Here is a 22,562-nt window from a genome sequence, read left to right as displayed (position 1 = left end):
ATCAGGCGCTGACAGAAAGTGCCTTCCGGCGGCGGTCCAGGAGAAACCGGGCGTATCCGATGATGGTGAAGAGCAGCCACGCGACTTGCGAGATGAGCGAGCCGAGATTAAAGTTCCAGATCAACGAATAGATCAGGAACACACCGCCCAGAACGTTCAAGAGAGTGTATCGCCAGTCTTCTATCGTTAGAAATCGAAGCTGCAACAAGGCATAGGCGAAGAGATAGAAAAAGGCTCCTGCAAGGCCGACAATATCCGCTAGCCCCATTTGTATTCACTCCATGAACGCTCTCGCCGGGCGAGAATTGCTGCACCGGATCGGCTCCGGCGCCCCCCTTTACTCCGCTTCGCAAATAAGCGGATGCGCTCAGATTTCATGACCCCATGCGCAAAAATCATACCCCCCTTTGCTTGTCTCTATCTAGTGCCGAACCGTTGAGTACGATACGCCACTGCCAGCCGAGCCTTGACCGGCCCCGATAAAAAAACAGGGAACCCAGACATGACTTCCTCCCCCTTTTCCTTCTCACTCGATCGCCGGCACTTCCTTGCCGGTGCGGCGAGCCTCGCCGCGCTTTCTGCCGGTTTCATCACAAATGCCAGCGCACAAAGCGCCGAGACGCCCAGGAAGGGTGGTGTTCTGAAGTTGGGCATTGGCGGCGGCAGCACCACTGATAATCTCGATCCCCGAATTTTGAAGGACTGGGTTCCGGTCAATCAGGCATTCATGATCATGAACGGCCTCGTCGAGATCGACACCAACAATCATGCTGTGCCGGAACTGTTCGAAAGCTGGGAAGCGCAGCCGGGTGCCGTGGAATGGGTGTTCAAGCTGCGTCAGGGCGTCACGTTCCATAACGGCAAGTCATTGACGGTAGAAGACGTCATCTATTCCATCAACCTGCACCGTGGCGATACCACATCCGCGGCGCGCTCGGTGGCATCTGCCTTGAAGAGCGTCGATAAGCTTTCCGACACCGAAGTCAAGATCGTGCTCGAAAGCGGCAATGCCGATCTTCCCTACATCCTTTCCGACTATCATTTCCTCGTTGTTCCCGAAGGCTGGACAGACTTCAACAAACCGGTCGGCACCGGGCCATTCGTATTCGAGAGCTACGATCCGGGTGTGCGTTCGCGCTTTACGCGTAATCCGAACTACTGGAAGCCGAATGCCGCCCATGTTGACGCCGTGGAAGTCATCGTCATCAACGATATTGCCGCGCGCACCAATGCGATGATGTCGGGTCAGGTCCACGCCATCAACCAGCTGGATTTCAAAACCGTGGATTTGCTTCGCCGCAATCCGAACCTCAACATCGTGCAGTCGGCGGGCGGTCAGCACTTCACTTTCCTGATGGACTGCACGCAGGCGCCCTACACGGACAACAACATTCGTCTCGCCATCAAACACGCCATCGACCGCGAGCAACTTCTGAAAACCGCATTGCGCGGCTATGGTCGCCTCGGCAACGACCACCCGATCCCCAGCTCAGACCGCTTTTATGCGGCGGACCTGCCGCAAAGACCCTACGACCCGGAAAAGGCAAAGTTTTATCTGAAGCAGGCCGGCCTTGACGCCCTCAAAGTCGAGATTTCCGCTTCCGACGCCGCATTCTCAGGCGCTGTGGATGCAGCAGCGATCTTCCGCACCAGCGCGGCCAAGGGCGGGATCGACGTTTCGATCAAGCGCGAACCCGCAGACGGCTACTGGGACAATGTTTGGATGAAAGCGCCCTTCTGCATGTCCTATTGGGGCGGACGTCCGACGGCGGATCAAATGCTCACCATCGCCTACCAGTCCACCTCGGCACAGAACGACACGCACTGGAAGAACGAGACCTTCGACAAGAAGCTGATCGAAGCGCGTGCGCTTCTCGACGATGCCAAGCGCAAGGAAATCTATGCCGAGTTGCAGGCGCTCATTTCCAATGAAGGCGGCGCGATGGTCCCAATGTTCGGCGACTATCTCGACGCCACATCCAAAAAACTCAAGGGCGTGACCACCCATCCCATGTTCAATTTCATGGGTGCCCGCCTTGCTGAAAAAGTCTGGTTGGACGCATAATGACTAAGCTTATCCTGAAGCGCGTTGCTTTGGGTATTTTGACGCTTCTGCTGGTGTCGGCGCTTATTTTCGCCGGCACACAGCTTCTTCCCGGTGACGTGGCGTCGGCAATACTCGGACAAAATGCGACGCCTGAATCTCTTGCCGTGTTGCGCGCCGATCTCGGTCTCGACCAGCCCGTTCTGCACCGTTACCTGTCCTGGCTCGGCGGCTTCGTGACCGGCGACCTCGGAAACTCCCTCGCGAACCGTCAGCCTGTTGCCGATCTTCTCTGGCCGCGGTTCTGGAACACCATGGCATTGGCGCTTTATGCGGCCGTCGTCTCCGTTCCGGTCGCCGTCATTCTCGGACTGTTCAGCGCAATCTGGCGCGGCAGCCTGTTTGATCGCGCCGTTAACATCGCGGCCCTCGCCTTCGTTTCCCTTCCGGAGTATTTTCTGGGCCTGCTGCTGATCCTGTTCGTGTCCGTGCAATATAATCTCCTGCCGAGTCTGGCCGATACCTATCCGGGCATGGGTTTTGGGGATTGGCTGAAGGCAACGACGCTGCCGGCCTTGACGCTCGTTCTGGTGACCGTGGCGCAGATGCTGCGCATGACCCGAACCGCCGTTCTGGCGGTGATGGATCAGGCCTACGTCGAAACCGCCTATCTCAAAGGGCTTCGAACCAGACGCGCGGTTCTTCGCCACGCGCTTCCCAACGCCGCAGCACCCATCGTCAATGTCGTGTCGTTCAACATCGCCTATCTCATTACAGGGGTGGTGCTGGTGGAGGCGGTGTTCAACTACAACGGGCTTGGCCGTTTCATGGTCGATGCGGTTTCCAAACGTGACCTGCCGCTGGTGCAGGCCGCGGCCCTCGTTTTTGGTGCTGCCTACGTCATCTTGAACATCATTGCCGATATTTCGGCAATCGCGCTTAACCCGCGCCTGAGGCATCCCCGATGAAAATTCTCCGCTCCATCACCCCGACCGCGTGGATCGGTCTTTTCATCATCTCCCTCAATCTCATCCTGTTCGTCGCCGGCCCGCACATTGCGCCTTTCGCCCAGGAGGAGATCGTTGGATCGCCTTTTGATCCGCCGTCGGCTGCACACTGGTTCGGTCTGGATCAGAATGGTCGCGACATGCTCTCGCGCCTCCTGGCAGGCGCGCAGATGTCCATTGGTGTTTCACTGGCAGCATCGCTGCTATCCTTCATGATCGGGATTACACTGGGGTTCATCGCTGCCATTTTTGGCGGCTGGCTGGACATGGTTCTGTCGCGCATCGTCGATACGGTCATGTGTATTCCGGTGTTGATCTCGGCACTCGTGGTCTTGCAGGCACTTGGCTCGTCAATTCCCGTGCTCATCGTCACCATTGCTCTTCTGGATTCAACACGCGTCTTTCGCCTGGCCCGTATCGTCGCGCAGGGCATTAATGTTCTCGAATATGCCGAGACGGCGCGTCTTCGCGGCGAAGGTCTCTTGTGGCTGGTATTCAGGGAGATTTTGCCCAATGCCCTGCCGCCACTGATTGCGGAATTCGGCCTTCGCTTCTGCTTCACCTTCCTCTTCGTCGCCGGCCTTTCGTTCCTTGGGCTTGGCATCCAGCCGCCTTTCGCAGACTGGGGCGGCATGGTGAAGGATAACCAGCAGGCGATCCTCTATGGTCTCTACGCTCCGCTTTACCCGGCTGCCGCCATCGCGATCCTTACCATTGGCGTCAATCTCGTCGTCGATTGGCTGCTTGCCGGCCGCAGCGCAATTCAGGGAGCGGACCGATGAACGACAACAGGGTTTTGCAAATTCGCGGGCTCAAGGTTGCCGCACCAAATGGCGCCATCCTCGTCGACACTATCGATCTCGACCTGAAGCGCGGCGAGGTCAAGGGGCTCATTGGTGAATCCGGCGCGGGCAAATCCACGATCGGCCTTGCTGCGATGGGATACGGCCGCAACGGGTGCCGCATCGTCGGTGGTGAGATCATCGTGAATGGTGTGTCGCTGATGACGATCGATCGCGCCGGGCGTGAAGCCGTGCGAGGTGCAAATATCGCTTATGTTGCGCAAAGTGCGGCCGCCGCTTTCAACCCGGCGATGAAAATCGGCGAACAGATCATGGAGGGGCCGCTTTATCACGGCCTCATGAACCGTCAGGAAGCGCAAGCCTGGATGCTGGAATTGCTGCAGGCGCTGCAGCTTCCAGATTACCAGAATTTCGGCGACCGTTACCCCCATCAGGTATCGGGTGGCCAGTTGCAGCGCGCAATGGTGGCCATGGCCATGTCGTGCCGTCCCGATATTCTGGTTCTGGACGAACCGACCACGGCGCTTGATGTCACAACGCAGATCGAGGTTCTCGCCCTCCTTCGCAGCCTGATCCAGCGTTATGACACAGCTGCGCTCTACATCACCCACGACCTTGCAGTCGTGGCGCAGATTGCTGACAGCATCATGGTGTTGCGCCACGGCAAGGAGGTCGAAGCCGGTTCCGCAGAACAAGTTCTGGAACATCCGCAGCAAGACTATACGCGGCGTTTGGTTTCCGAACGAAAAGCCAGCACGTCGGGGGAAGGCGTCCACCATAAAAATGGCGAGTTGCTGCTCGAAGCGCGGGATGTGACCGCCTATTACGGGCGCAAGAAGGTCCTCGATAACGTCCACTGCCTGTTGCGAAAGGGTGAGACTCTGGCGGTCGTCGGTGAATCCGGTTCGGGAAAATCCACTCTCGCCCGGGTTATTGCCGGCTTACCACCCCATTCCTCCGGCGTCGTTTCGCTCGCCGGACACAGGCTTGCCGACAGGTACACCCAACGCAGCCGTGAAGAGCTACGACGCATTCAGCTCGTCTATCAGCTTCCGGATGTCGCGCTGAACCCGCGCCATACTGTTGGCGAGATCATCGGCCGTCCGATGTCGTTTTATTTCGGAATGAACGAAGAGCAGCGCGCATCCGAAGTGAACCGCCTGCTGGATCTCATCGGCCTGCCACGGGAGTTTGCGGAACGCCTTCCGAAAGCGCTTTCCGGCGGGCAAAAGCAGCGGGTGTGTATTGCGCGCGCCCTTGCAGCGCGTCCTGATCTCATCATCTGCGACGAGGTTACCTCGGCGCTGGACCCGCTCGTGGCCGACGAGATTCTCACATTGTTGCAGTCGTTGCAGGACGAACTGGGTGTCTCCTATCTGTTCATCACCCATGATCTCGGCGTCGTGCGCAGGATTGCCGACAGGACCATGGTGATGCAGCACGGCCGTATCGTCGAAACCGGCACCACCGAGGAGGTTTTTGCGCCGCCTTACAAGCCCTATACGGAGCAGCTTATTACATCGGTTCCCGAGTTGCGGCGCGACTGGCTGGACGGTGTCCTCGCAAAACGCGGCCTCCCGACCGCCTGAGTTCAGCGGCGGCCTATTCGCTGGAGCCGCCGCCGTTCGTCGTTAATGACCTTCTGCTGCAATGCCAGCATCAAATAAACTGACTGGAATACCCAAATGACAGTGCGTGTTGAAGAACATATCTGGATTCCTATGAGCGATGGCGTGCGCCTTGGCGCACGTCTTTGGCTGCCGGAAAGCGCGGAGCAATCGCCGGTGCCGGCCATTCTCGAATATATTCCCTATCGCAAGCGCGACGGAACCCGCGGGCGCGACGAGCCGATGCACGGTTACTTCGCGAGCCAGGGATATGCCGCAATTCGCGTAGATATGCGTGGCACCGGCGAATCCGACGGCCACATGGCGGACGAATATCTGCAGCAGGAACAGGACGACGCGCTTGAGGTGATCGACTGGATCTCCCGCCAGCCATGGTGCAGCGGCAATGTCGGCATGATGGGCAAGAGCTGGGGCGGCTTCAACGGGCTGCAGGTTGCCGCCCGCCGTCCGCCGGCACTGAAAGCCGTCATCACCGCCTATTCCACCGACAATCGTTATACGGACGATATCCACTACATGGGTGGCCTGTTGCTCAACGACAATCTCTGGTGGGGCACGATCATGCTTGCCTATCAGAGCCGCCCGCTCGACCAGAAGATTCTCGGCGAAGAATGGCGCGATCGCTGGCTCGAGCGGCTGGACAAGCTCCCCTTCTTTCCCGGCCTTTGGCTCGAACATCAGCGTTACGACGCCTACTGGAAACACGGTTCGGTCTGCGAGGACTGGAGCGCGATCCAGTGCCCGGTTCTTGCCATTGGCGCATGGGCGGATAGCTATACCAATGCGGTTCCTCGGCTTCTGGAAAACCTTCAGGTGCCCCGTCGCGGCATCATTGGTCCCTGGGGTCACATCTATCCCCAGGACGGTGTACCCGGTCCGGCAATTGGCTTCCTTCAGGAAGCGACGCGCTGGTGGGATCACTGGCTGAAGGGCAAGGACACCGGCGTGATGGACGAGCCCATGTTGCGCGCTTTCGTCAGCGACACCATTGAACCGACAGGCACGCGCACGACGACGCAAGGCCGCTGGGTGGGCGAAGCCAAATGGCCTTCATCTGAAATTTCAACCCGGTCACTATACCTCGGTGCCGCCGAGGAACTGCGCAAAACGGCAAGTGAACCTGCAATTCTCAACATCCGCTCGCCGCAAAGCCACGGCAAGGCGGGCGGGGAATGGATGGCGACCGGTTGCCCCGGCGAACATCCGACGGATCAGCGGCTCGACAACGGAGGCGCGCTTGTTTTCGAAAGTAACTTGCTGGAAGAGGATTTCGATGTTCTCGGTGCGCCGGTAGCACGTCTGCGCATTGCCGCAGATTGCCCCGTCGCCCAGATTTCGCTTCGCCTCAACGATGTCCTTCCCGATGGTCGCGTCACGCGCGTCAGTTATCAGGTTTTCAACCTGACGCACCGTGACAGCCACGAGAATCCCGAAGCATTGGAACCCGGCGAATTCTACGACGTCGCGATCAAGCTCAACGATTGCGGGTATCGCTTCGCCAAAGGCCACAAGCTGCAACTCGCCATCGCCACCGCATATTGGCCAATGGTGTGGACATCGCCTTACGATGCAACGATCAGCCTTTCCGTTGCGGAAAGCGCGCTTGACCTGCCAGTGCGCGCCGCAGGCGACGCCCAGCCCGTGCGTTTCGAGGCCCCTGCCCATGGCCCCTTCACCCCCATGACACAAATCGACCCCGGTTCGGTTCGCCGCTGGACCGAGCAGGACCATGAAACGGGCATCAACACCTATATCACCGAAGGTGTGGGCGGCCTGTTCGGCGAGGGCGTTCTGCGGTTCGATGAAATCGATACCGAACTCAGCCACAGCCTGCGCCGTGAACTGACCATTCGTGACGGCGATCCGCTTTCCGCGAAATACGTCCTCACCCAGACCTACGAAATGGGCAGGGACGGATGGCGCATCAAAATCGAGAGCCGCACCGAGATGCATTCCGATGAGGAGAAGTTCTATCTGAGCGGAGAACTGTCGGCGTTCGAGAACGGCAGCGTCGTCAAGACGCGACAGTGGGATGAAACCTGCAAGCGCGATCTCATCTGAGATTGTGCGGCCGCTGCAGCACCGGCGGTAGGGCCAATTGAGTGCCCGAGACGGCTGGAGACCTCCAAATGCGGTCTCCGCCCCTTCCCCCTGGTAGCACCGATAATCACTCGACACAAACGAACGGCAGTTATCGACGCAAGCAAAAGTCGCCTGCGCATACTTTCGCGCCGGGGTGCCTTTCTGCGAAAGGCCCCACATAATCCGCGCCTGCCTCGATAGGCGCCGTAGTTTCCTGAGCTCGACCAACGCTATCCCGAAGCGCCGGGTCCACCAGACAATCCGACAAATCTGAAAAACAACGTTGACAGCTCAGCGTTTTTATATTTCCTTGTAAAGCGGTTTAGTAAATCGCTTTACAAACCATATAGAGGTCGAAAAGGCCCGGATTGAGCGGAACAGAAAGCGGGAGTTCAATGGCGCGTAATCATGCGACCAGTCTCAAAGATGTTGCCCAGGCGGCAGGCGTTTCCGTCGCGACCGTATCGCGGCTGTTGAACGGCACGCTGGAACTGCCCTCGGAAACGAAAACGCGGATCGAGACCGCCATTCGTGAGCTCAATTACGTTCCCAATCCCCACGCCAGACGCTTGAGCCGGGGCCGCTCGGATACGATCGGTCTGGTCGTTCCAGACATTGGCAACCCCTTTTTCGGAATGCTGGTCGCAGCCGTGGAAGAAGAAGCCGACAGGCGCGGCCTTGCCCTGTCGCTGTTTGCGACGCTGAACCGCAAGGGTCGCGAATTGTCGTATCTGAGATTGCTCGCGCGCAATCACGTCGATGGCCTCGTCTTCATCACCAACCATCCAAACACGGATGAACTGGCGGAACTGATCAACACCACCGGCAAGGTCGTGGTCGTCGATGAAGACGTTCCCGGCGCAACCGTGCCGAAACTCTTTTGCGACAATGAACAGGGTGGCCGCCTGGCCGGGGAGCATCTGGCGGAACACGGGCACAGCCGGGTTCTCTATGTCGGCGGGCCGGAGGACATGGTCAGTACCGAACGCCGTTTTCGCGGCCTGACATCCGCCCTTGCAGAACGTGTATCTGCGGCAGAGCTTTCCATTTCCCGATATTGCGGCGCCTATACGGTGGAATTCGGCCGGGCTGCTGCCCGCCGGTTTCTGGATGAGGGCCGGCCTGCAACAGCGGTGTTTGCGAGTTCAGACGAAATCGCTATCGGCTTCGTGGAAGTGCTGCGTTCCGAAGGCGTGCGTATCCCGCAGGATGTCTCGATGATCGGTTTCGACGATGTCGGACCACTGCATCTGTTTGCGCCACCGCTCACCGCCATTCGCCAGCCTGTCAGCGCAATCGGCCAGCGCGCTTTGTCGCTTCTGCTTGAAACCAATTGGGATCAGGACACTCCGCCGCTGTCGGAGGAACTGCTGCCCGTCGAAATCGTCGTGCGTGAATCCGTTGCGCCGCCCGCGATCAAATAAAAAGCAACGAAACCAACAGAGGAAGAACGATAATGCCAAATTTTAAACGTCGATATTTTTCCGCAGCCCTCGCTGCGACCGTTCTTGCCGGCGCGACCTTGTCTGCCGGTCTTGCCAACGCCGCCGAAAAGACAATCGCCCTGGTTCAGATCAACCAGCAGGCGCTGTTTTTCAACCAGATGAACGAAGGCGCGGAAAAGGCGGCCAAGGAAGCCGGCGTCAAGCTGGTGATCTTCAATGCCAACAACGATCCCGCCGCCCAGAACAGCGCGATTGAAACCTACATCCAGCAGAAGGTTGACGGCATCGCCGTGGTCGCCATCGATGTCAACGGCATCATGCCGGCTGTAAAGCAGGCGGCCGCCGCCAATATTCCCGTCGTCGCGATTGACGCCATCCTGCCGGAAGGTCCGCAGAAGGCGCAAATCGGCGTGGATAACGGCAAAGCGGGCGCGGACATCGGGAAATTCTTCCTTGATTACGTGAAGTCCGACATGGGCGCCAAGGCCAAGATCGGTGTCGTCGGCGCGCTGAATTCCTTCATCCAGAACATCCGCCAGAAGGGCTTTGAAGACACCATCAAGGACAAGCCCGGCATTACGACCGCCGGCGTCGTCGATGGCCAGAATGTTCAGGACACCGCACTTTCGGCAGCGGAAAACCTGATCACCGGCAATCCTGATATGACCGCAATTTATGCCACGGGTGAGCCGGCCCTTCTTGGCGCTGTCGCCGCCGTTGAAAGCCAGAGCAAGCAGAAAGACATCAAGGTCTTTGGTTGGGACCTGACCAAGCAGGCAATCACCGGCATCGATGCGGGTTATGTTGCAGGCGTCATCCAGCAGGATCCCGCCGCGATGGGCGCAGCAGCGGTCAAGGCGCTCAAGACCGTCTCCGATGGCGGCACCGTCGAAAAGACCATCGCCGTGCCGGTCACCATCGTCACCAAGGCCAATGTCGAACCCTACCGCGCGGTTTTCAAATGATTGCCGCCGGACAGCACACAGGCGCTGTCGACGGCGCCGGGGGAGATATTCTCTCCCGGCAGCCCGATCGTGAAGCGCGTATCTCCCTGCGCAATATCCGCAAGACATTCGGCTCGCATCAGGCGCTTCGCGGCGTCGATCTCGATATTTTTCCCGGCGAGTGCCTTGGCCTCGTCGGTGACAATGCGGCAGGCAAATCAACCCTGACCAAGGTGATCTCCGGAACCTACATCCCGGACGACGGCACGATCACCATGGAAGGCGAAAACATTCGCTTTTCAGGCCCCGCCGATGCCCGCAACCGCAATATCGAAATGGTTTTCCAGGATCTCAGCCTGTGTGACCATATTGACGTCGTGGGTAATCTCTTCCTCGGGCGGGAAATTACCAAGGGTCCGTTTCTCGACCGTCCGGCCATGCTTTCTGAAGCCCGCAAGATGCTGGATGCACTGGAAATCCGCATTCCGCGTCTTACCGCCAAAGTGGAGAAGCTTTCCGGCGGCCAGCGGCAGGCAATCGCTATTGCGCGGGCGGCCTCTTTCAACCCGAAGGTCCTGATCATGGACGAGCCGACATCGGCGCTTGCCGTGGCGGAAGTGGAGGCCGTGCTTTCGCTCATCAATCGCGTCAAGGCGAAAGGCGTGTCGGTCATCCTCATCACCCACCGCCTTCAGGATCTCTTCCGTGTCTGCGACCGCATTGCCGTCATGTATGAGGGCACCAAGGTGGCGGAGCGCCAGATCAACGACACCAGCCTCGAGGATCTCGTGCGGCTGATCGTGGGAGGGCAACGTCATTGACCGTCTATACTGAACGCGCCAAAGGCTCGCCGCTCTCGGATTTCTTCGCCGAGAATGCACAGGTGCTTTCCATCGCGGCCTTTTTTGCCCTGTGCATGGTGTTCTTCTCCGCAACCACGGATACGTTTCTGACGGCCGGCAATCTTCTGAATGTCGTCCGTCAGGCCGCACCGATCCTGATCGTCTCCGTCGCCATGACATTCGTCATCATCACGGGCGGCATCGATCTGTCCGTCGGTTCGATGGTCGCCCTGATCAACGCTGTCGGCGCCATCCTGCTTGCGGCCGGTTACCCCTGGCCGCTGGTTGTCGTCGCCATGCTGGTGCTCGGCGGCGGGCTTGGCCTCGTGCAGGGCTGGTTCATTGCCTATCAGGGTATTCCGGCCTTCATCGTAACGCTTGCCGGTCTCTCCATCCTGCGCGGTGTCGCCCTCTACATCACACAGGGCTATTCCGTGCCGATACCGGAAGCGCCGGGGTTCTTTTACCTCGGCAGGGGTGATTTCCTCGGCATGCCGGTCCCTGCCCTGATCGGCGTCGTCGTCACCATTATCGCCTATATCGTTCTTTCGAGCACCCGATATGGTCGTCGTGTGGTGGCCGTCGGCTCCAATCCCGAGGCGGCGCGCCGCGTGGGGATGCCAGCCAAATGGATTCTCGCCTCCGTCTATCTGGCCGCGGGCGTGGCGTCAGCCATTGCCGGTCTCATGATTGCGGCGCGGCTGGGGTCCGGATCGTCGAATGCAGCTGTCGGTTTCGAGCTTCAGGTGGTTGCGGCCGTGGTTCTGGGCGGCACATCGCTGATGGGCGGACGCGGCACCATTCTTGGCACGGTGCTGGGCACCATGACCATCGCCGTGATCGGCAACGGTCTTATCCTCATGCACATCTCTCCCTTCTTCACCCAGATCGTGACAGGCGCCATCATCCTCGCCGCAATCTGGCTCAACACACGCATCTTCACCGCGAACTTCCGCCTTGGCGTGAAGAGAAAGGGCTGATGCGATGAACTCGGAACTGTCTGAAGGACATATCCGATCGGGAAAGATCATGACCGTGCGCGGCCCGATCGCCGTGGATCAACTCGGCGTCACGCTGATGCACGAGCATATTCTCAACGATTGCCGTTGCTGGTGGCACGCCCCCAAGACACCGGAGCGGCAATATCTCGCCGAAGGTTTCGTCTGCATGGAAATCCTCGGCGAGTTGCGTCAGGATCCCTTCGTCAACAAGCACAATATCACGCTGGATGACGAACCGCTGGCGGTTGCGGAGCTGAAGGATTTCGTCGCCGCCGGTGGACAGACGATCGTGGAACCGACCTGTCAGGGCATCGGCAGAAATCCTCTGGCGATGCGACGGATTTCACAGGCAACCGGGCTCAACATCGTCATGGGAGCGGGTTATTACCTTGCCTCCTCCCACCCCGAAAAGGTGGCCGGGCTCACGGTCAATGCCATAGCCGACGAGATCGTGCAGGAGGCGCTCCACGGCGTCGATGGCACCGATGTCCGCATCGGGCTGATAGGCGAAATCGGTGTCTCGGCGGATTTCACGGCAGCGGAGGAAAAATCCCTGCGGGGAGCGGCGCAGGCGCATGTTCGCACAGGCCTTCCCCTGATGGTTCATCTGCCGGGATGGCTTCGGCTGGGGCATAAGGTTCTCGACATCGTCGCGGATGAGGGAGCGGATCTGAACCACACCGTTCTCTGCCACATGAACCCGTCCCATGCCGATATCGCCTACCAGAGCGAACTCGCAGACCGCGGCGCCTTCATCGAATATGACATGATCGGCATGGATTTTTTCTATGCCGACCAGCAGGTCCAGTGCCCCAGCGATGAGGATGCGGCCCGTTCGATTGTCATGCTCGTGAAAGGCGGTTATCTCGACCGCATTCTGCTTTCCCACGACGTCTTTCTGAAAATGATGCTGACGCGATATGGCGGCAATGGCTACGCCTATATTCTCAGGCATTTCCTGCCGCGCCTGAAACGGCACGGGCTCGATGACGCCACTCTTCAAACCCTCATGCGGGACAATCCGCGCTCGGTCTTCCAGGCGAAGACCTGACGAACCTATGGAAATGGAAAGATCATGACTAAAAAAGTGCTCCTCGTCGGTGAAAGCTGGGTCAGCTCCGCCACCCACTACAAGGGCTTCGATCAATTCGGCAGCGTCACCTTTCATCTGGGTGCAGAACCGCTGGTCAAGGCACTCGAAGGCAGCGAATACGAGCTGACTTACATGACCGCCCATGATGCGGTGGAGAAGTTCCCCTTCGAGATGGCAGGGCTCGACGCCTATGACGCCATCATCCTCTCGGATATCGGCGCGAATTCGCTCCTGCTGCCGCCGGCCGTCTGGCTGCAATCGAAAACCGTGCCGAACCGGCTGAAGCTCATGAAGGCGTGGGTGGAAAAGGGCGGTGGCCTGCTGATGGTCGGCGGTTATTTTTCCTTCCAGGGTATCGACGGCAAGGCCCGCTGGCGCCGCACGCCGGTGGAAGATACGCTGCCCGTTACCTGCCTTCCGTGGGACGACCGCGTGGAAATCCCGGAGGGTTCGACGGCCGATATTCTGAAACCCGACCATCCGACCGTCGCGGGGCTTTCCGGCGAATGGCCGCTTTTGCTAGGGGTGAACGAGGTCGAGGTGCGTGATCGCGCCGATGTGGAGGTGGTCGCCCGCCTGCCGGAAGATCAGGGGTCCCATCCCCTGCTCGTGACCGGACGTTTTGGCAAGGGCCGCACGGCCGCATGGACCTCCGACATCGGGCCGCACTGGCTTTCTCCCGCCTTCTGCGAATGGGACGGTTATGGGCGCCTGTGGAAGAACATTCTCGGCTGGCTGACGGAAAAGCCGTGATCGGCAGGCTCAAGCCCGCAGAATGGCCATCAGCTCTTCATGGCTGGGAAAGGCATCCTGCGTGCCACGGCGACCGACTGTGATGGCTGCGGCCCTTGAGGCATCCGCAAGGGCGCGCGCATCCACGGCGACGCCGCGAAGCATGGCGGAGGCAAGCGCAACACCCGTGAAGCAATCGCCAGCACCCGTGGTGTCGATGATCGTGGCGGGCGCAGCCGGCACCTCGAGAGCACCATCGGCGGACACGAGCACGCAGCCTTGTCCGCCGAGTGTGACGATGACGAGGCCGACGCCGGCACGCAGCAGAAAAGCGCCTGCCCCGGCGCCGCTCTCGCCGGTCAGCGCCTCTGCTTCGATGCGATTGAGGACGACGATGTCGATGAGCGGCAGGCCCCTTGCGAACCACGGCTGCAGGGGCGAAGGATTGAAGGCGGTCGTCAGCCTCTTCGATCTCGCCGCGTTGAGAATGGCGAGGGTTGTTTCTTCCGAGAGATTACCCTGAAGGACGACGAGGTCGCCGGATACGGCGTCACCAAGCGCCTGCAGGGCAGCGTTTTCATTGAGCGACGCCGCCGCGGACCGGGTGGTGATGATTGAATTTTCGCCGTCCGGGGTCGTCAGAATGATGGAGATATCGCTGGTGGCGCTGTCGACGGAAATGAGATTTGGTGTCAGGCGCTCGCGGGTGAGCGCTTTTGCGATTGCAGCGGCGCGGTCGTCCCTGCCGATGGCGGCAACCAGAGTGGTTTCGACACCACACCGTGAAAGAACAATGGCCTGGTTGCAGCCTTTGCCACCAAGACTGCGCGAGGCCTGCTCGCCGAAGATTGAAGCGCCTGCCTCAGGCAGTGCGGAAATGGAATAGGTTTCATCAAGTGCGATATTGCCGATAACAAAGGCGCGCATGGAGAACTTTCGAAAGGGACTGAAATGCAGACCATATCCGACAACGCGGCCAATGCTATCAAGGAAATTTTCGGTCGAGGCAAGGCGCTGATCGGCATGATCCATTGCCCGGCCTTCCCCGGAGCGCCGCGTTATCGGCAGGCCAGCATGGACACCATCTATGATGCCTGCATGCGCGATGCGGAACGCCTCGTCGAAGGGGGCATGCATGGTCTGATGATCGAAAACCACGGCGACGTGCCGTTTTCCAAGCCAGAGGATATCGGGCCGGAAACATCAGCCTTCATGAGCGTGGTGACAGACCGTATCGTTCGCGCCGCCGGCGTTCCCGTTGGCGTCAACGTGCTGGCCAATGCGCCCATCCCGGCCTTCGCCATCGCCATGGCGGGCGGGGCAAAGTTCATCCGCGTCAATCAATGGGCAAATGCCTATGTGGCCAATGAGGGTTTCATGGAGGGGCGTGCAGCCGAGGCGATGCGCTACCGTTCGCTGCTGCGGGCAGAGCATATCAAGGTTTTTGCCGACAGCCATGTCAAGCATGGAGCCCACGCCATCACGGCGGATCGCAGCATTGATGAACTGACGCGCGACCTCGCCTTCTTCGACGCCGACGGCGTCATCGCGACGGGCCAGCGCACCGGCAACAGCGCGACCCTGGAAGAAATCGAGGAGATCGGTGCGGCAACACATCTGCCGCTGCTGGTCGGCTCAGGTGTCAATGAGGGCAATATTGTCGACATCCTCAAACGCACCAACGGCGTCATCGTGGCCTCATCGCTGAAGGAAGGCGGAGTCTGGTGGAACCCGGTTGAACTCGCGCGGGTACGTTCTTTTGTCGCCGCAGCCCGCCCCGGCCTTGAAGCCTGAGGGGTAGAAAGCGATGGCAAAGTTTTCGATCAACGGTGAAAGACTGCTGGCAAATCTGGACCGGTTCGCTGCGATCGGAGCCACCGAAAAGGGCGGCGTCAACCGGCAGGCGCTCACCGGACTGGATCGCGAGGCAAGACGCCTGCTGGCGAGACTCGCCATGAACAGGGGATTTTCCGTGTTTCAGGATCCCGTCGCCAATCTCTTCATTCGCCGCGGCGGCCGCGATGAAACACTTCCACCGCTTCTGATTGGCAGCCACCTTGACAGCCAGCCCGCCGGCGGCCGGTTTGACGGGGCGCTCGGGACGCTTTCGGCATTCGAGGTTCTCGAAACATTCGAGGATTTCGGGATCGAGACGGAGCGGCCCATTGAGGTCGTCGCCTTTACCAACGAGGAAGGCTGCCGTTTCGCTCCGGGCTGCATGGGATCAATGGCTTTCGCCTCCCGAAAAATACCGCAGGACTGGCTGAAGCTCCTTGCAACCGATAACGGAGCCGATTTTGCGGGTGAGCTTTCCGCAACCCTGGAAAGTCTGCCGGAAGCCACCATGCGCGATCTCGGCTTTCCGGTATTTGCGTTTATCGAAGTGCATATAGAGCAAGGTCCATCCCTCGAAAAAAAGGGGCTGCCCATCGGGATCGTAACCGGTATTCAAGGTACACGCTGGCTGGAGGTAGCGATCACCGGCCAGACCGCGCATGCTGGGACAACGGCGCTCGCGTATAGACGCGACCCATTTCACGCTGCGGTCAATGCGCTGGCATCGCTTTTCCCCGCCATGATGCCGCAGGATCCCGACGCACGCTTCACCGTCGGGCGAATGTCATTGCAGCCCGGCGCCGTCAATGCCATCCCGCAGACCGTCACCTTTACCGTGGATATCAGACACCCATCATCCGAAACGCTCGACAAGATGGAAGATAAAATCCACTCAGCCGTGCAACAGGCAGCAAAAGACCAAAACTGCGAAGCGACGATCAGGCAGATATTCGACATGCCGCCCGCGATTTTTCAGGAAGGTATCCTCTCGGCCTTGGATCGCGCCGCGCAGGACCACGATTTCGCGACCGAGCGCATGGTGTCGGGTGCATTTCACGATGCACTCTTCATGAACCGCGTCGGGCCATCGGCGATGATTTTTGTCCCCTGTCGCGATGGTCTCAGCCATAATGAGGCCGAGCACGTCGAACCCGAACACAGCATAGCGGGATGCAACATGCTTTTGGCTTCGGTGCTTCAAATTCTTGCATAGGTCACACAGCGTCATTCCCGTTTTGCATGGCGCGCTGGCTTCGCGATAGTTTGCCGTTGCGGGCCCCTCAAACCAGAAAACGAAACAGCCATGAAAACAGAGACAATTCTCTTTGATGCCGGTGATCAGATTCCCAACAATCAGACCTTTCCCGTCATCATCTATCGGCAAATCAATTCGCAACCTGACACAGGCGCGTTCGAAGCGATGTTTTCCCGAAACGGCTGGACAGGCATCTGGCGTAACGGCGTCTTCGCCTACCACCATTACCACAGCGGCGCGCATGAGGTTCTCGGCGTGGGGCGTGGTGAGGCAACACTGCAGATCGGCGGACCGGATGGTCAGGTTCTGGAGATCAGCCAGGGCGACTGTCTGATCTTGCCCGCAGGCACTGGCCATATGAGGCTGAAATCCTCTGCGGATTTTCAGGTGGCGGGTGCATATCCACCCGGACAACATGCTGACATTCAGACCTCTGCGCCAACCGAAGAAATGCTCGCGCGGATAAAGTCCCTGTCCAAGCCGAAGACCGATCCCGTGCACGGAGCATCAGGCGGTCTGGCCGAGCTGTGGTGACGCCTCGTCAGGCAAGCAGCAATGGCGGCAGAGGTGACCGAACGCGCAGGCGTTCCGGGTCTCAACGCTTTCTCGGCTTTGCCGGCACCCGCCGTTTGAGGATCAGTTGCGCGACCTCGCTCATGCGGTACGCACGAGCTGGGCCTGAGCCCCCCCCACGATGTTCCGGCGGGCAGCGTCTCGCCCCGCTGCCTTTCACCCTCAGACCAGATGCGAAGTGCCCCGACGACTGCGTCGTGCGGGGCAACTGCTGAAATCAAATCCGCGCACCACCCGTCGCGTCGATCATCTGCCCGGTCGTCCAGCGGGCATCATCGGAGGCGAGGAATGTGATGACGTCAGCGATATCCTCGGCACGGCCGATCCGTGAGAAGACCGACAGGGCTTCGGCACCGGCACGCGCTTCCGGCGCCGCCAGCCATTCGGCGTTCATGTCGGTTTCCGTCACGCCCGGAAGCACCGAATTGACGGTAATCCCGCGCCGACCGAATTCCGGTGCAAGCGCCAGCGTCAACGTTTCAAGCGCGCCCTTGGAAGCGGCATAGGCCGGATGCGTCGGTGCGGCAATGCGGGTGAAACCGGTTGAGACATTGATGATGCGGCCATTCTCACGCAGATGGTCGGCGACAGTCTGGATGAGGAAGAAGGGTGCCTTGAAGTTGATCGTCATCAACTCGTCGAAAGCGGCCTCGGTCATCTCCTTCAACGGTGTCGCCGGCGCAATACCCGCATTGTTGACGAGAATATCAAGCGATGGTGTGCCCGCGAAAGCGATGGACGCTTGCTTGAACTGCTCCCACAGGCTGTCCGTCGCCGCTTTACCCTCGCGTAGATCGGCCTTGAGGGCCACCGCCTTCGAGCCGAGAGCTTCGATCTCCCGGACTGTTGCCTTTGCGGCATCGGGATTTGCACCATAGTGAACGCCGATAAGACCTGCACCCTCCTTCGCGAAGGCCAGGGCGGCGGCACGGCCGATGCCCCTTGAGCTTCCCGTTACGAGGGCGACTTTGTTCGATAGTTTCCGAGACATTGATCTCTCCGTTGCGATTTAACTAGCGATCGATATAATAAAAGCCGAACATGATCTGTCAACATTTTTATAGTGATCGATATAATAATGACTGAAACGACGCGAAAACGCGGCAGACCGCGCCTGCTCGATCGGAATATCGGGCTCGACATCGCAGCAAGGCTGTTCTGGGAACGGGGATATGAGGGAACCTCGGTAGCGGATCTCACCCATGCGATGGGGATCACGCCGCCATCTCTTTATGCGACCTTCGGCTCGAAGGAAGAACTATTCCGGCTGGCGCTCGATCATCATATCGCGCAGCAAAGCGAGCGCCGTGCCAGAATCTTGCAGGCGAAAATACCGGCCCACGAGGCGCTCGCCGCTTATCTTTACGACATTGCGGAAGGCGACACCCAGCCGGACAAGCCGCGCGGATGCATCGTTTCGACCGCCGTTCTCCAGCATTCGGAAGAAAACGCCTCCGTCGCCCGCGCCACGGCAGCATTGCGCGAGGGGGCGATACAGGTTCTCAAGGCGCGGTTCGATCGCGCCCTCCATGACGGTGAGCTACCGGAACAAACCGATACGGACACCCTTGCGCGCTTTTATGGCGCCATCATTCAGGGCATGTCTGCGCAGGCTTGTGACGGGGCGTGTACGGCGACTTTGAAGGCCGTGGTTGACGTGGCGCTGATGGCGTGGCCGGGAAAGCAAGGCACCACCGGCCGTCAGGGTTGAATCCGGAATACCTTGAATAGAGGCGCGATAGAATACTCAATCATGGCCGTTCAGGCATAGATTTTCGCACCATATGGTGCTATTTAAAGTGATAGAGGCTGGAGATTATCAATGCGATCCACCATCAATCTCGATGACAAGCTCATGGAACGGGCCAAATCTTTGACCGGCACGAAAGAGACCGCAGCCCTTGTCCGCCAGGCACTGGAGACACTTGTGCGTGTCGAGTCTGGCAAGCGATTGATTGCTCTCGGCGGCTCCATGCCTGAGGCCGAAGCGGCCCCTCGCCAGCGAAGTGACGTCAACAAGTGATCCTCGTTGACACGTCAGTGTGGATTGATCATTTTCGCCAAAGGAACGTGGAATTACGTGAGATCATCGAGAATGACAGGCTGCTTTGCCATCCGTTCATTATCGGTGAACTTGCGCTGGGAAGTCTTCGAGACCGCGAGGCCGTGATAGGGTTTCTGCAGGCACAGCGTGAAACAGTGGTTGCAACTCATGATGAAGTCATGACTTTCATCGACCGTTATTCAATATTCAGCATGGGAATTGGCTATACGGATGCGCACCTATTGGCTTCCACGCTTCTCGACCGGCGCGTGAGCTTGTGGACAAGAGACAAACGATTGTTGGCTGCGGCTCAGAAGGCGGGCGCCTCGGTCCACATGGCTGCTAGCAATCCTCACTAGCCGACCGACTACGCCTGCCCTCTCAACCTATTGCTTTGTCCCTCAGCGTCACTTGCCCTGCGCCGCTTTGCCGAGACCCAGTAGATGGTAAAAGACAATCGCACCGATTGTCGCCGTGCCGATGCCATCCAGCGTGAAGCCGGCGACATTGAGCTTGAAGTTGCCGGCACCCAGAACCAGCGCGATGCCCACGGTGATGAGGTTGCGCGGTTCGGAGAAATCCACCTTGTTTTCCACCCAGATGCGCCCTGCGGTCGCCGCGATCAGGCCGAAGACCACCACCGACAGGCCGCCGATGACCGGTCCCGGTATCGTCTGGATGAGTGCGCCGAATTTCGGTGAGAAGCCGAGGATGATGGCGACCAGCGCCGCGACGACAAAGACGAGCGTCGAGAAGATGCGGGTGATCGCCATGACGCCCATGTTTTCGGCGTAGGTTGTCATGCCGGTGCCGCCGAAGGCGCCGGAAAAGATCGTCGCGATGCCGTCACCGATAAAGGCGCGGCCGAGATAGGGATCGAGATTGCGGCCGGTCATCGCACCGATCGCCTTGATATGCCCGAGATTTTCCGCGACCAGAATGACGACGACCGGGGCGATCAGGGCAATCGCGGGTGCGGAAAACACCGGCGTGGTGAAGGTCGGCAATCCGAACCAGGATGCAGCCGCAACGCCTGCAAAATCGACGGGCTTGCCGAGACCGTAGCCGTTTGCGAGCACGACATAGGCGAGATAGGCAATCGCGCCGCCGAGAAGAATGGGCAGCCGACGCGCCATGCCGGGCGCATAGACAGCGATCGCACCGACCGACATCACCGTCAAAATCGCAATCCAGCGCGACAGCTGGTCGCCATCGGGATTGCCCGGACCGGTGCCTGAGGCGCTTGCGATCGCAATGGGTGCGAGCACGAGACCGATTGCGGCGACGATAGCGCCGGTCAGAACCGGCGGCATCAGTTTTTCGATCCAGTTATGGCCGACAATCATAACGATGACGCCGATCAGCGCATAAAGCACGCCGGCCGCGATGATGCCGCCGAGTGCCAGCGCGATATTAGGGCTGGCCGCACCCGCGGCCGCCCCCGTCGCCACCAGCACGGGACCGATGAAAGCAAAGGACGAACCGAGATAGCTCGGCACACGCCCGCCGACGGCGATGAAGAAGATCAGCGTCGAGATGCCAGAAAACAGAATGGAGACGTTGGGATCGAAGCCCATGATCAGCGGCGCAAGAACGGTGGAACCGAACATGGCCACCACATGCTGCAACCCAAGCACCGCTGTTTGCCCGGCGGGCAAACGCTCGTCCGGCATGATGCGCCCTTCGGTTTTCAGCCGCCAGCGAGGAAAATAACCACCTGTATCGCTCATCGTCGTCCCCCCAGGAAGTGCCCGGCATGCATCTTCCGGGCTTTCCCGTCCCGGTTCGTAGCCGTGCAAAAAAGATCTGCTCTTTGTGATTTGCGCCCGTCGCCCGAGACCGAATCGGTTGCCGGCGCATCTTTTCCCGGTTAGCGCGATTGCCGGCCGCTGTCATGGGGATAGGATCGTTTCCCACCGTTACGCGTTTTGGCGCAGGAGCAATCATCTCCAGCGCCAAAACAAAGACATCGAAAGGGCGTATCGCGTTATTCCGCCTTTTCGAGCGCCGTCAAAATCTCATAAGCGGCAGAGACCCGCTCCTCATTGGGATAGTTTTTATTGGCCAGAATGACGATGCCCAATTTCTCCCTGGGTACGAACGCCACATAAGCGCCGAAACCATTGGTGGAGCCGGTCTTGTTGATGAAGACGTCCGCGCGCGGTTTCATCGGTGGTGATATTTCGGAAACCGGCACCGTCTTCAGGAGGGCGCCGGCATTCAGGTCCCTCAGTGTCTTCAGCGGTGCCGGATGGGAATATTGTTCCCAGACCATGTCCTGTGTCATGGCGCCGACGCTGAAATATCCCGTATGGGTATTAGTGACGGCCTGCTGGATTTTTCCGTCCAACTTCTCCAGACCCATATTTGCGTTAACGAAGCGGATCATGTCCTCCGCCGTCGATTTGACGCCATAGGCTTCCGAGGAAAGAACGGCCGGTGTTACGCGGGCCGGTTCGCCGTTTCTTTTATAGCCCTGCGCATAATCATCCATCTTCGCCTTGGGCACCACGGTGAAGGTGTTCTTCAGCCCAAGCGCGGGAAAAAGCGTGTCCTGCATGGCGTCATCGAACCCCTGCCCCATCGCCTTTGCGGTGATATAGCCGAGCATGCCGATGCTGGGATTGGCATAACTTCTGTGGGTGCCGGCCTTATATGAGGGTTTCCAGGCCCTGAGATAGGCCATCAGCTGCTGTTCCGTCTTCACCTTGTCAGGCACCTGAATGGGAAAGCCACCGGCGGTATGGGTGCCGAGATGCATCAGCGCGACATCGCCGAAAGGTCTTCCCTTCATGGATGGAAGATAGTCGCTGACCTTACCGGACAGTGACAGCTGGCCATTCAGTTCCGCATAGGTGCTGAGGGTGACCGTGAAGGTCTTGGAGATGGAGCCGAGTTCGAACAGCGTCTGCGGGGTGACGGGCTTTTCCGTGCTCCTGGAGAGGACGCCATAGGTGAAGATATGGTTTTCGCCGTTGATGCTGATACCGACGGCCAGACCCGGAATGCCGTTTTTCTCCATGACGGGTTTGATTGCGGCATCCGTTATCGCTTTCAGCCTGGCGTCATCGGCGGCAGAAGCCTGCGTGACGAGGCCCGTCGAGACCAGGGCAGCCAGTGCGATATGTCTGCGATTAAATTTCATCTTTCGCGTTCTCCAAAACCTCAGGTGGATTTTCGGCGTGTCCGCCATCCCCAGCGAAAAGACGTTTAACCGCCCTACATTGCACGAA

22 protein-coding genes are annotated in these 22,562 nt (G+C 59.2%); 17 read left to right on the top strand and 5 right to left on the bottom strand.

Features of this window, described 5'->3' with window-relative positions; genetic code table 11:
* Position 1: 1 nt before the first annotated feature.
* Positions 2–268 carry a CBU_0592 family membrane protein gene (locus CFBP5499_RS24850; protein WP_080827670.1) on the bottom strand — a complete coding sequence of 89 codons (267 nt, stop codon included), beginning with the start codon at positions 266–268 and terminating at the stop codon, positions 2–4.
* A 234-nt stretch (positions 269–502) separates the two neighbouring features.
* On the opposite strand from CFBP5499_RS24850, the gene CFBP5499_RS24845 reads away from it, so the two are divergent.
* The 11 genes from CFBP5499_RS24845 (at position 503) to CFBP5499_RS24795 (ending at position 13,642) form a co-directional block, all read left to right on the top strand.
* Complete coding sequence (locus CFBP5499_RS24845; protein ID WP_080827671.1) at positions 503–2,065, top strand: ABC transporter substrate-binding protein; 1,563 nt, start codon at positions 503–505, stop codon at positions 2,063–2,065.
* Positions 2,065–3,012 carry an ABC transporter permease gene (locus tag CFBP5499_RS24840; RefSeq protein WP_080827672.1) on the top strand — a complete coding sequence of 316 codons (948 nt, stop codon included), beginning with the start codon at positions 2,065–2,067 and terminating at the stop codon, positions 3,010–3,012. The genes CFBP5499_RS24845 and CFBP5499_RS24840 overlap by 1 nt, the downstream gene beginning before the upstream one ends.
* A complete protein-coding gene (locus tag CFBP5499_RS24835; RefSeq protein WP_080827673.1) occupies positions 3,009–3,833 on the top strand; it encodes an ABC transporter permease in 825 nt (274 codons plus the stop codon). Before CFBP5499_RS24840 ends, CFBP5499_RS24835 begins: the two co-directional genes overlap by 4 nt.
* Positions 3,830–5,443 carry an ABC transporter ATP-binding protein gene (locus tag CFBP5499_RS24830; protein WP_080827674.1) on the top strand — a complete coding sequence of 538 codons (1,614 nt, stop codon included), beginning with the start codon at positions 3,830–3,832 and terminating at the stop codon, positions 5,441–5,443. The genes CFBP5499_RS24835 and CFBP5499_RS24830 overlap by 4 nt, the downstream gene beginning before the upstream one ends.
* 96 nt (positions 5,444–5,539) lie before the next feature.
* Positions 5,540–7,543 carry a CocE/NonD family hydrolase gene (locus CFBP5499_RS24825; protein ID WP_080827675.1) on the top strand — a complete coding sequence of 668 codons (2,004 nt, stop codon included), beginning with the start codon at positions 5,540–5,542 and terminating at the stop codon, positions 7,541–7,543.
* 416 nt (positions 7,544–7,959) lie between these two features.
* Positions 7,960–8,988 carry a LacI family DNA-binding transcriptional regulator gene (locus CFBP5499_RS24820; protein ID WP_080827676.1) on the top strand — a complete coding sequence of 343 codons (1,029 nt, stop codon included), beginning with the start codon at positions 7,960–7,962 and terminating at the stop codon, positions 8,986–8,988.
* Between the two features lie 32 nt (positions 8,989–9,020).
* Positions 9,021–9,974 (top strand): substrate-binding domain-containing protein, encoded by a 954-nt coding sequence (locus tag CFBP5499_RS24815; protein ID WP_080827677.1) that lies wholly within the window; start codon positions 9,021–9,023, stop codon positions 9,972–9,974.
* Positions 9,971–10,774 (top strand): ATP-binding cassette domain-containing protein, encoded by an 804-nt coding sequence (locus tag CFBP5499_RS24810; RefSeq protein ID WP_080827678.1) that lies wholly within the window; start codon positions 9,971–9,973, stop codon positions 10,772–10,774. The genes CFBP5499_RS24815 and CFBP5499_RS24810 overlap by 4 nt, the downstream gene beginning before the upstream one ends.
* Positions 10,771–11,775: an ABC transporter permease gene (locus CFBP5499_RS24805; RefSeq protein WP_080827679.1), complete on the top strand. Its 1,005-nt coding sequence runs from the start codon at positions 10,771–10,773 to the stop codon at positions 11,773–11,775. The genes CFBP5499_RS24810 and CFBP5499_RS24805 overlap by 4 nt, the downstream gene beginning before the upstream one ends.
* A gap of 4 nt (positions 11,776–11,779) precedes the next feature.
* Positions 11,780–12,847, top strand: a complete 1,068-nt coding sequence (locus CFBP5499_RS24800; protein ID WP_080827680.1) for a phosphotriesterase family protein — start codon at positions 11,780–11,782, stop codon at positions 12,845–12,847.
* A gap of 24 nt (positions 12,848–12,871) precedes the next feature.
* Positions 12,872–13,642, top strand: a complete 771-nt coding sequence (locus tag CFBP5499_RS24795; RefSeq protein ID WP_080827681.1) for a glutamine amidotransferase — start codon at positions 12,872–12,874, stop codon at positions 13,640–13,642.
* 9 nt (positions 13,643–13,651) lie between these two features.
* On the opposite strand, the gene CFBP5499_RS24790 is transcribed toward CFBP5499_RS24795, so the two are convergent.
* Positions 13,652–14,548, bottom strand: coding sequence for a ribokinase (locus tag CFBP5499_RS24790; RefSeq protein WP_080827682.1), 897 nt, complete (start codon positions 14,546–14,548; stop codon positions 13,652–13,654).
* A gap of 24 nt (positions 14,549–14,572) precedes the next feature.
* Here CFBP5499_RS24790 and CFBP5499_RS24785 point away from each other — a divergent pair, with 24 nt between their 5' ends.
* From CFBP5499_RS24785 to CFBP5499_RS24775, 3 genes are all read left to right on the top strand, one after another.
* Positions 14,573–15,415, top strand: a complete 843-nt coding sequence (locus tag CFBP5499_RS24785) for a BtpA/SgcQ family protein (RefSeq protein ID WP_080827683.1) — start codon at positions 14,573–14,575, stop codon at positions 15,413–15,415.
* A 13-nt stretch (positions 15,416–15,428) separates the two neighbouring features.
* Positions 15,429–16,670, top strand: a complete 1,242-nt coding sequence (locus CFBP5499_RS24780) for a Zn-dependent hydrolase (protein WP_080827684.1) — start codon at positions 15,429–15,431, stop codon at positions 16,668–16,670.
* Positions 16,671–16,760: 90 nt separating this feature from the next.
* Entirely contained in the window at positions 16,761–17,246 is a 486-nt protein-coding gene (locus CFBP5499_RS24775; RefSeq protein ID WP_080827685.1) for a cupin domain-containing protein, read from the top strand.
* A 256-nt stretch (positions 17,247–17,502) separates the two neighbouring features.
* Here CFBP5499_RS24775 and CFBP5499_RS24770 read toward each other — a convergent pair whose 3' ends face one another.
* On the bottom strand, positions 17,503–18,276 hold the full coding sequence (locus CFBP5499_RS24770) for an SDR family NAD(P)-dependent oxidoreductase (protein ID WP_080827686.1): 774 nt from the start codon (positions 18,274–18,276) through the stop codon (positions 17,503–17,505).
* Positions 18,277–18,363: 87 nt separating this feature from the next.
* Here CFBP5499_RS24770 and CFBP5499_RS24765 point away from each other — a divergent pair, with 87 nt between their 5' ends.
* The 3 genes from CFBP5499_RS24765 (at position 18,364) to CFBP5499_RS24755 (ending at position 19,688) form a co-directional block, all read left to right on the top strand.
* Positions 18,364–18,996, top strand: a complete 633-nt coding sequence (locus tag CFBP5499_RS24765) for a TetR/AcrR family transcriptional regulator (protein WP_080827687.1) — start codon at positions 18,364–18,366, stop codon at positions 18,994–18,996.
* A 111-nt stretch (positions 18,997–19,107) separates the two neighbouring features.
* Positions 19,108–19,308, top strand: a complete 201-nt coding sequence (locus tag CFBP5499_RS24760; RefSeq protein WP_080827688.1) for a type II toxin-antitoxin system VapB family antitoxin — start codon at positions 19,108–19,110, stop codon at positions 19,306–19,308.
* On the top strand, positions 19,305–19,688 hold the full coding sequence (locus CFBP5499_RS24755; RefSeq protein ID WP_080827689.1) for a type II toxin-antitoxin system VapC family toxin: 384 nt from the start codon (positions 19,305–19,307) through the stop codon (positions 19,686–19,688). Before CFBP5499_RS24760 ends, CFBP5499_RS24755 begins: the two co-directional genes overlap by 4 nt.
* Before the next feature lie 48 nt (positions 19,689–19,736).
* Here the strand turns inward: CFBP5499_RS24755 and CFBP5499_RS24750 are convergent, their stop codons facing one another.
* Together CFBP5499_RS24750 and ampC are read right to left on the bottom strand one after the other, a co-directional pair.
* Positions 19,737–21,059: a solute carrier family 23 protein gene (locus CFBP5499_RS24750; RefSeq protein WP_080827690.1), complete on the bottom strand. Its 1,323-nt coding sequence runs from the start codon at positions 21,057–21,059 to the stop codon at positions 19,737–19,739.
* A gap of 257 nt (positions 21,060–21,316) precedes the next feature.
* A complete protein-coding gene (ampC, locus tag CFBP5499_RS24745) occupies positions 21,317–22,474 on the bottom strand; it encodes a class C beta-lactamase (RefSeq protein ID WP_080827691.1) in 1,158 nt (385 codons plus the stop codon).
* Positions 22,475–22,562 lie beyond the last annotated feature (88 nt).

It is taken from the genome of Agrobacterium tumefaciens, assembly GCF_005221325.1.
GTDB lineage: Bacteria > Pseudomonadota > Alphaproteobacteria > Rhizobiales > Rhizobiaceae > Agrobacterium.
The sequence above is the reverse complement of the archived record's forward strand: the minus strand, read 5'-3'. Positions and strand labels throughout refer to the sequence as shown.

What these genes read in the sequence shown, in the direction of transcription:
- CFBP5499_RS24815 (WP_080827677.1), top strand. Translation starts at nt 9,021, where the DNA reads ATGCCAAATTTTAAACGTCGATATTTTTCCGCAGCCCTCGCTGCGACC.
- CFBP5499_RS24840 (WP_080827672.1), top strand. Translation starts at nt 2,065, where the DNA reads ATGACTAAGCTTATCCTGAAGCGCGTTGCTTTGGGTATTTTGACGCTT.
- ampC (WP_080827691.1), bottom strand. Translation starts at nt 22,474, where the DNA reads ATGAAATTTAATCGCAGACATATCGCACTGGCTGCCCTGGTCTCGACG.
- CFBP5499_RS24820 (WP_080827676.1), top strand. Translation starts at nt 7,960, where the DNA reads ATGGCGCGTAATCATGCGACCAGTCTCAAAGATGTTGCCCAGGCGGCA.
- CFBP5499_RS24785 (WP_080827683.1), top strand. Translation starts at nt 14,573, where the DNA reads ATGCAGACCATATCCGACAACGCGGCCAATGCTATCAAGGAAATTTTC.
- CFBP5499_RS24770 (WP_080827686.1), bottom strand. Translation starts at nt 18,276, where the DNA reads ATGTCTCGGAAACTATCGAACAAAGTCGCCCTCGTAACGGGAAGCTCA.
- CFBP5499_RS24830 (WP_080827674.1), top strand. Translation starts at nt 3,830, where the DNA reads ATGAACGACAACAGGGTTTTGCAAATTCGCGGGCTCAAGGTTGCCGCA.
- CFBP5499_RS24825 (WP_080827675.1), top strand. Translation starts at nt 5,540, where the DNA reads ATGACAGTGCGTGTTGAAGAACATATCTGGATTCCTATGAGCGATGGC.
- CFBP5499_RS24775 (WP_080827685.1), top strand. Translation starts at nt 16,761, where the DNA reads ATGAAAACAGAGACAATTCTCTTTGATGCCGGTGATCAGATTCCCAAC.
- CFBP5499_RS24790 (WP_080827682.1), bottom strand. Translation starts at nt 14,548, where the DNA reads ATGCGCGCCTTTGTTATCGGCAATATCGCACTTGATGAAACCTATTCC.
- CFBP5499_RS24760 (WP_080827688.1), top strand. Translation starts at nt 19,108, where the DNA reads ATGCGATCCACCATCAATCTCGATGACAAGCTCATGGAACGGGCCAAA.
- CFBP5499_RS24795 (WP_080827681.1), top strand. Translation starts at nt 12,872, where the DNA reads ATGACTAAAAAAGTGCTCCTCGTCGGTGAAAGCTGGGTCAGCTCCGCC.
- CFBP5499_RS24810 (WP_080827678.1), top strand. Translation starts at nt 9,971, where the DNA reads ATGATTGCCGCCGGACAGCACACAGGCGCTGTCGACGGCGCCGGGGGA.
- CFBP5499_RS24780 (WP_080827684.1), top strand. Translation starts at nt 15,429, where the DNA reads ATGGCAAAGTTTTCGATCAACGGTGAAAGACTGCTGGCAAATCTGGAC.
- CFBP5499_RS24765 (WP_080827687.1), top strand. Translation starts at nt 18,364, where the DNA reads ATGACTGAAACGACGCGAAAACGCGGCAGACCGCGCCTGCTCGATCGG.
- CFBP5499_RS24850 (WP_080827670.1), bottom strand. Translation starts at nt 268, where the DNA reads ATGGGGCTAGCGGATATTGTCGGCCTTGCAGGAGCCTTTTTCTATCTC.
- CFBP5499_RS24835 (WP_080827673.1), top strand. Translation starts at nt 3,009, where the DNA reads ATGAAAATTCTCCGCTCCATCACCCCGACCGCGTGGATCGGTCTTTTC.
- CFBP5499_RS24750 (WP_080827690.1), bottom strand. Translation starts at nt 21,059, where the DNA reads ATGAGCGATACAGGTGGTTATTTTCCTCGCTGGCGGCTGAAAACCGAA.
- CFBP5499_RS24845 (WP_080827671.1), top strand. Translation starts at nt 503, where the DNA reads ATGACTTCCTCCCCCTTTTCCTTCTCACTCGATCGCCGGCACTTCCTT.
- CFBP5499_RS24800 (WP_080827680.1), top strand. Translation starts at nt 11,780, where the DNA reads ATGAACTCGGAACTGTCTGAAGGACATATCCGATCGGGAAAGATCATG.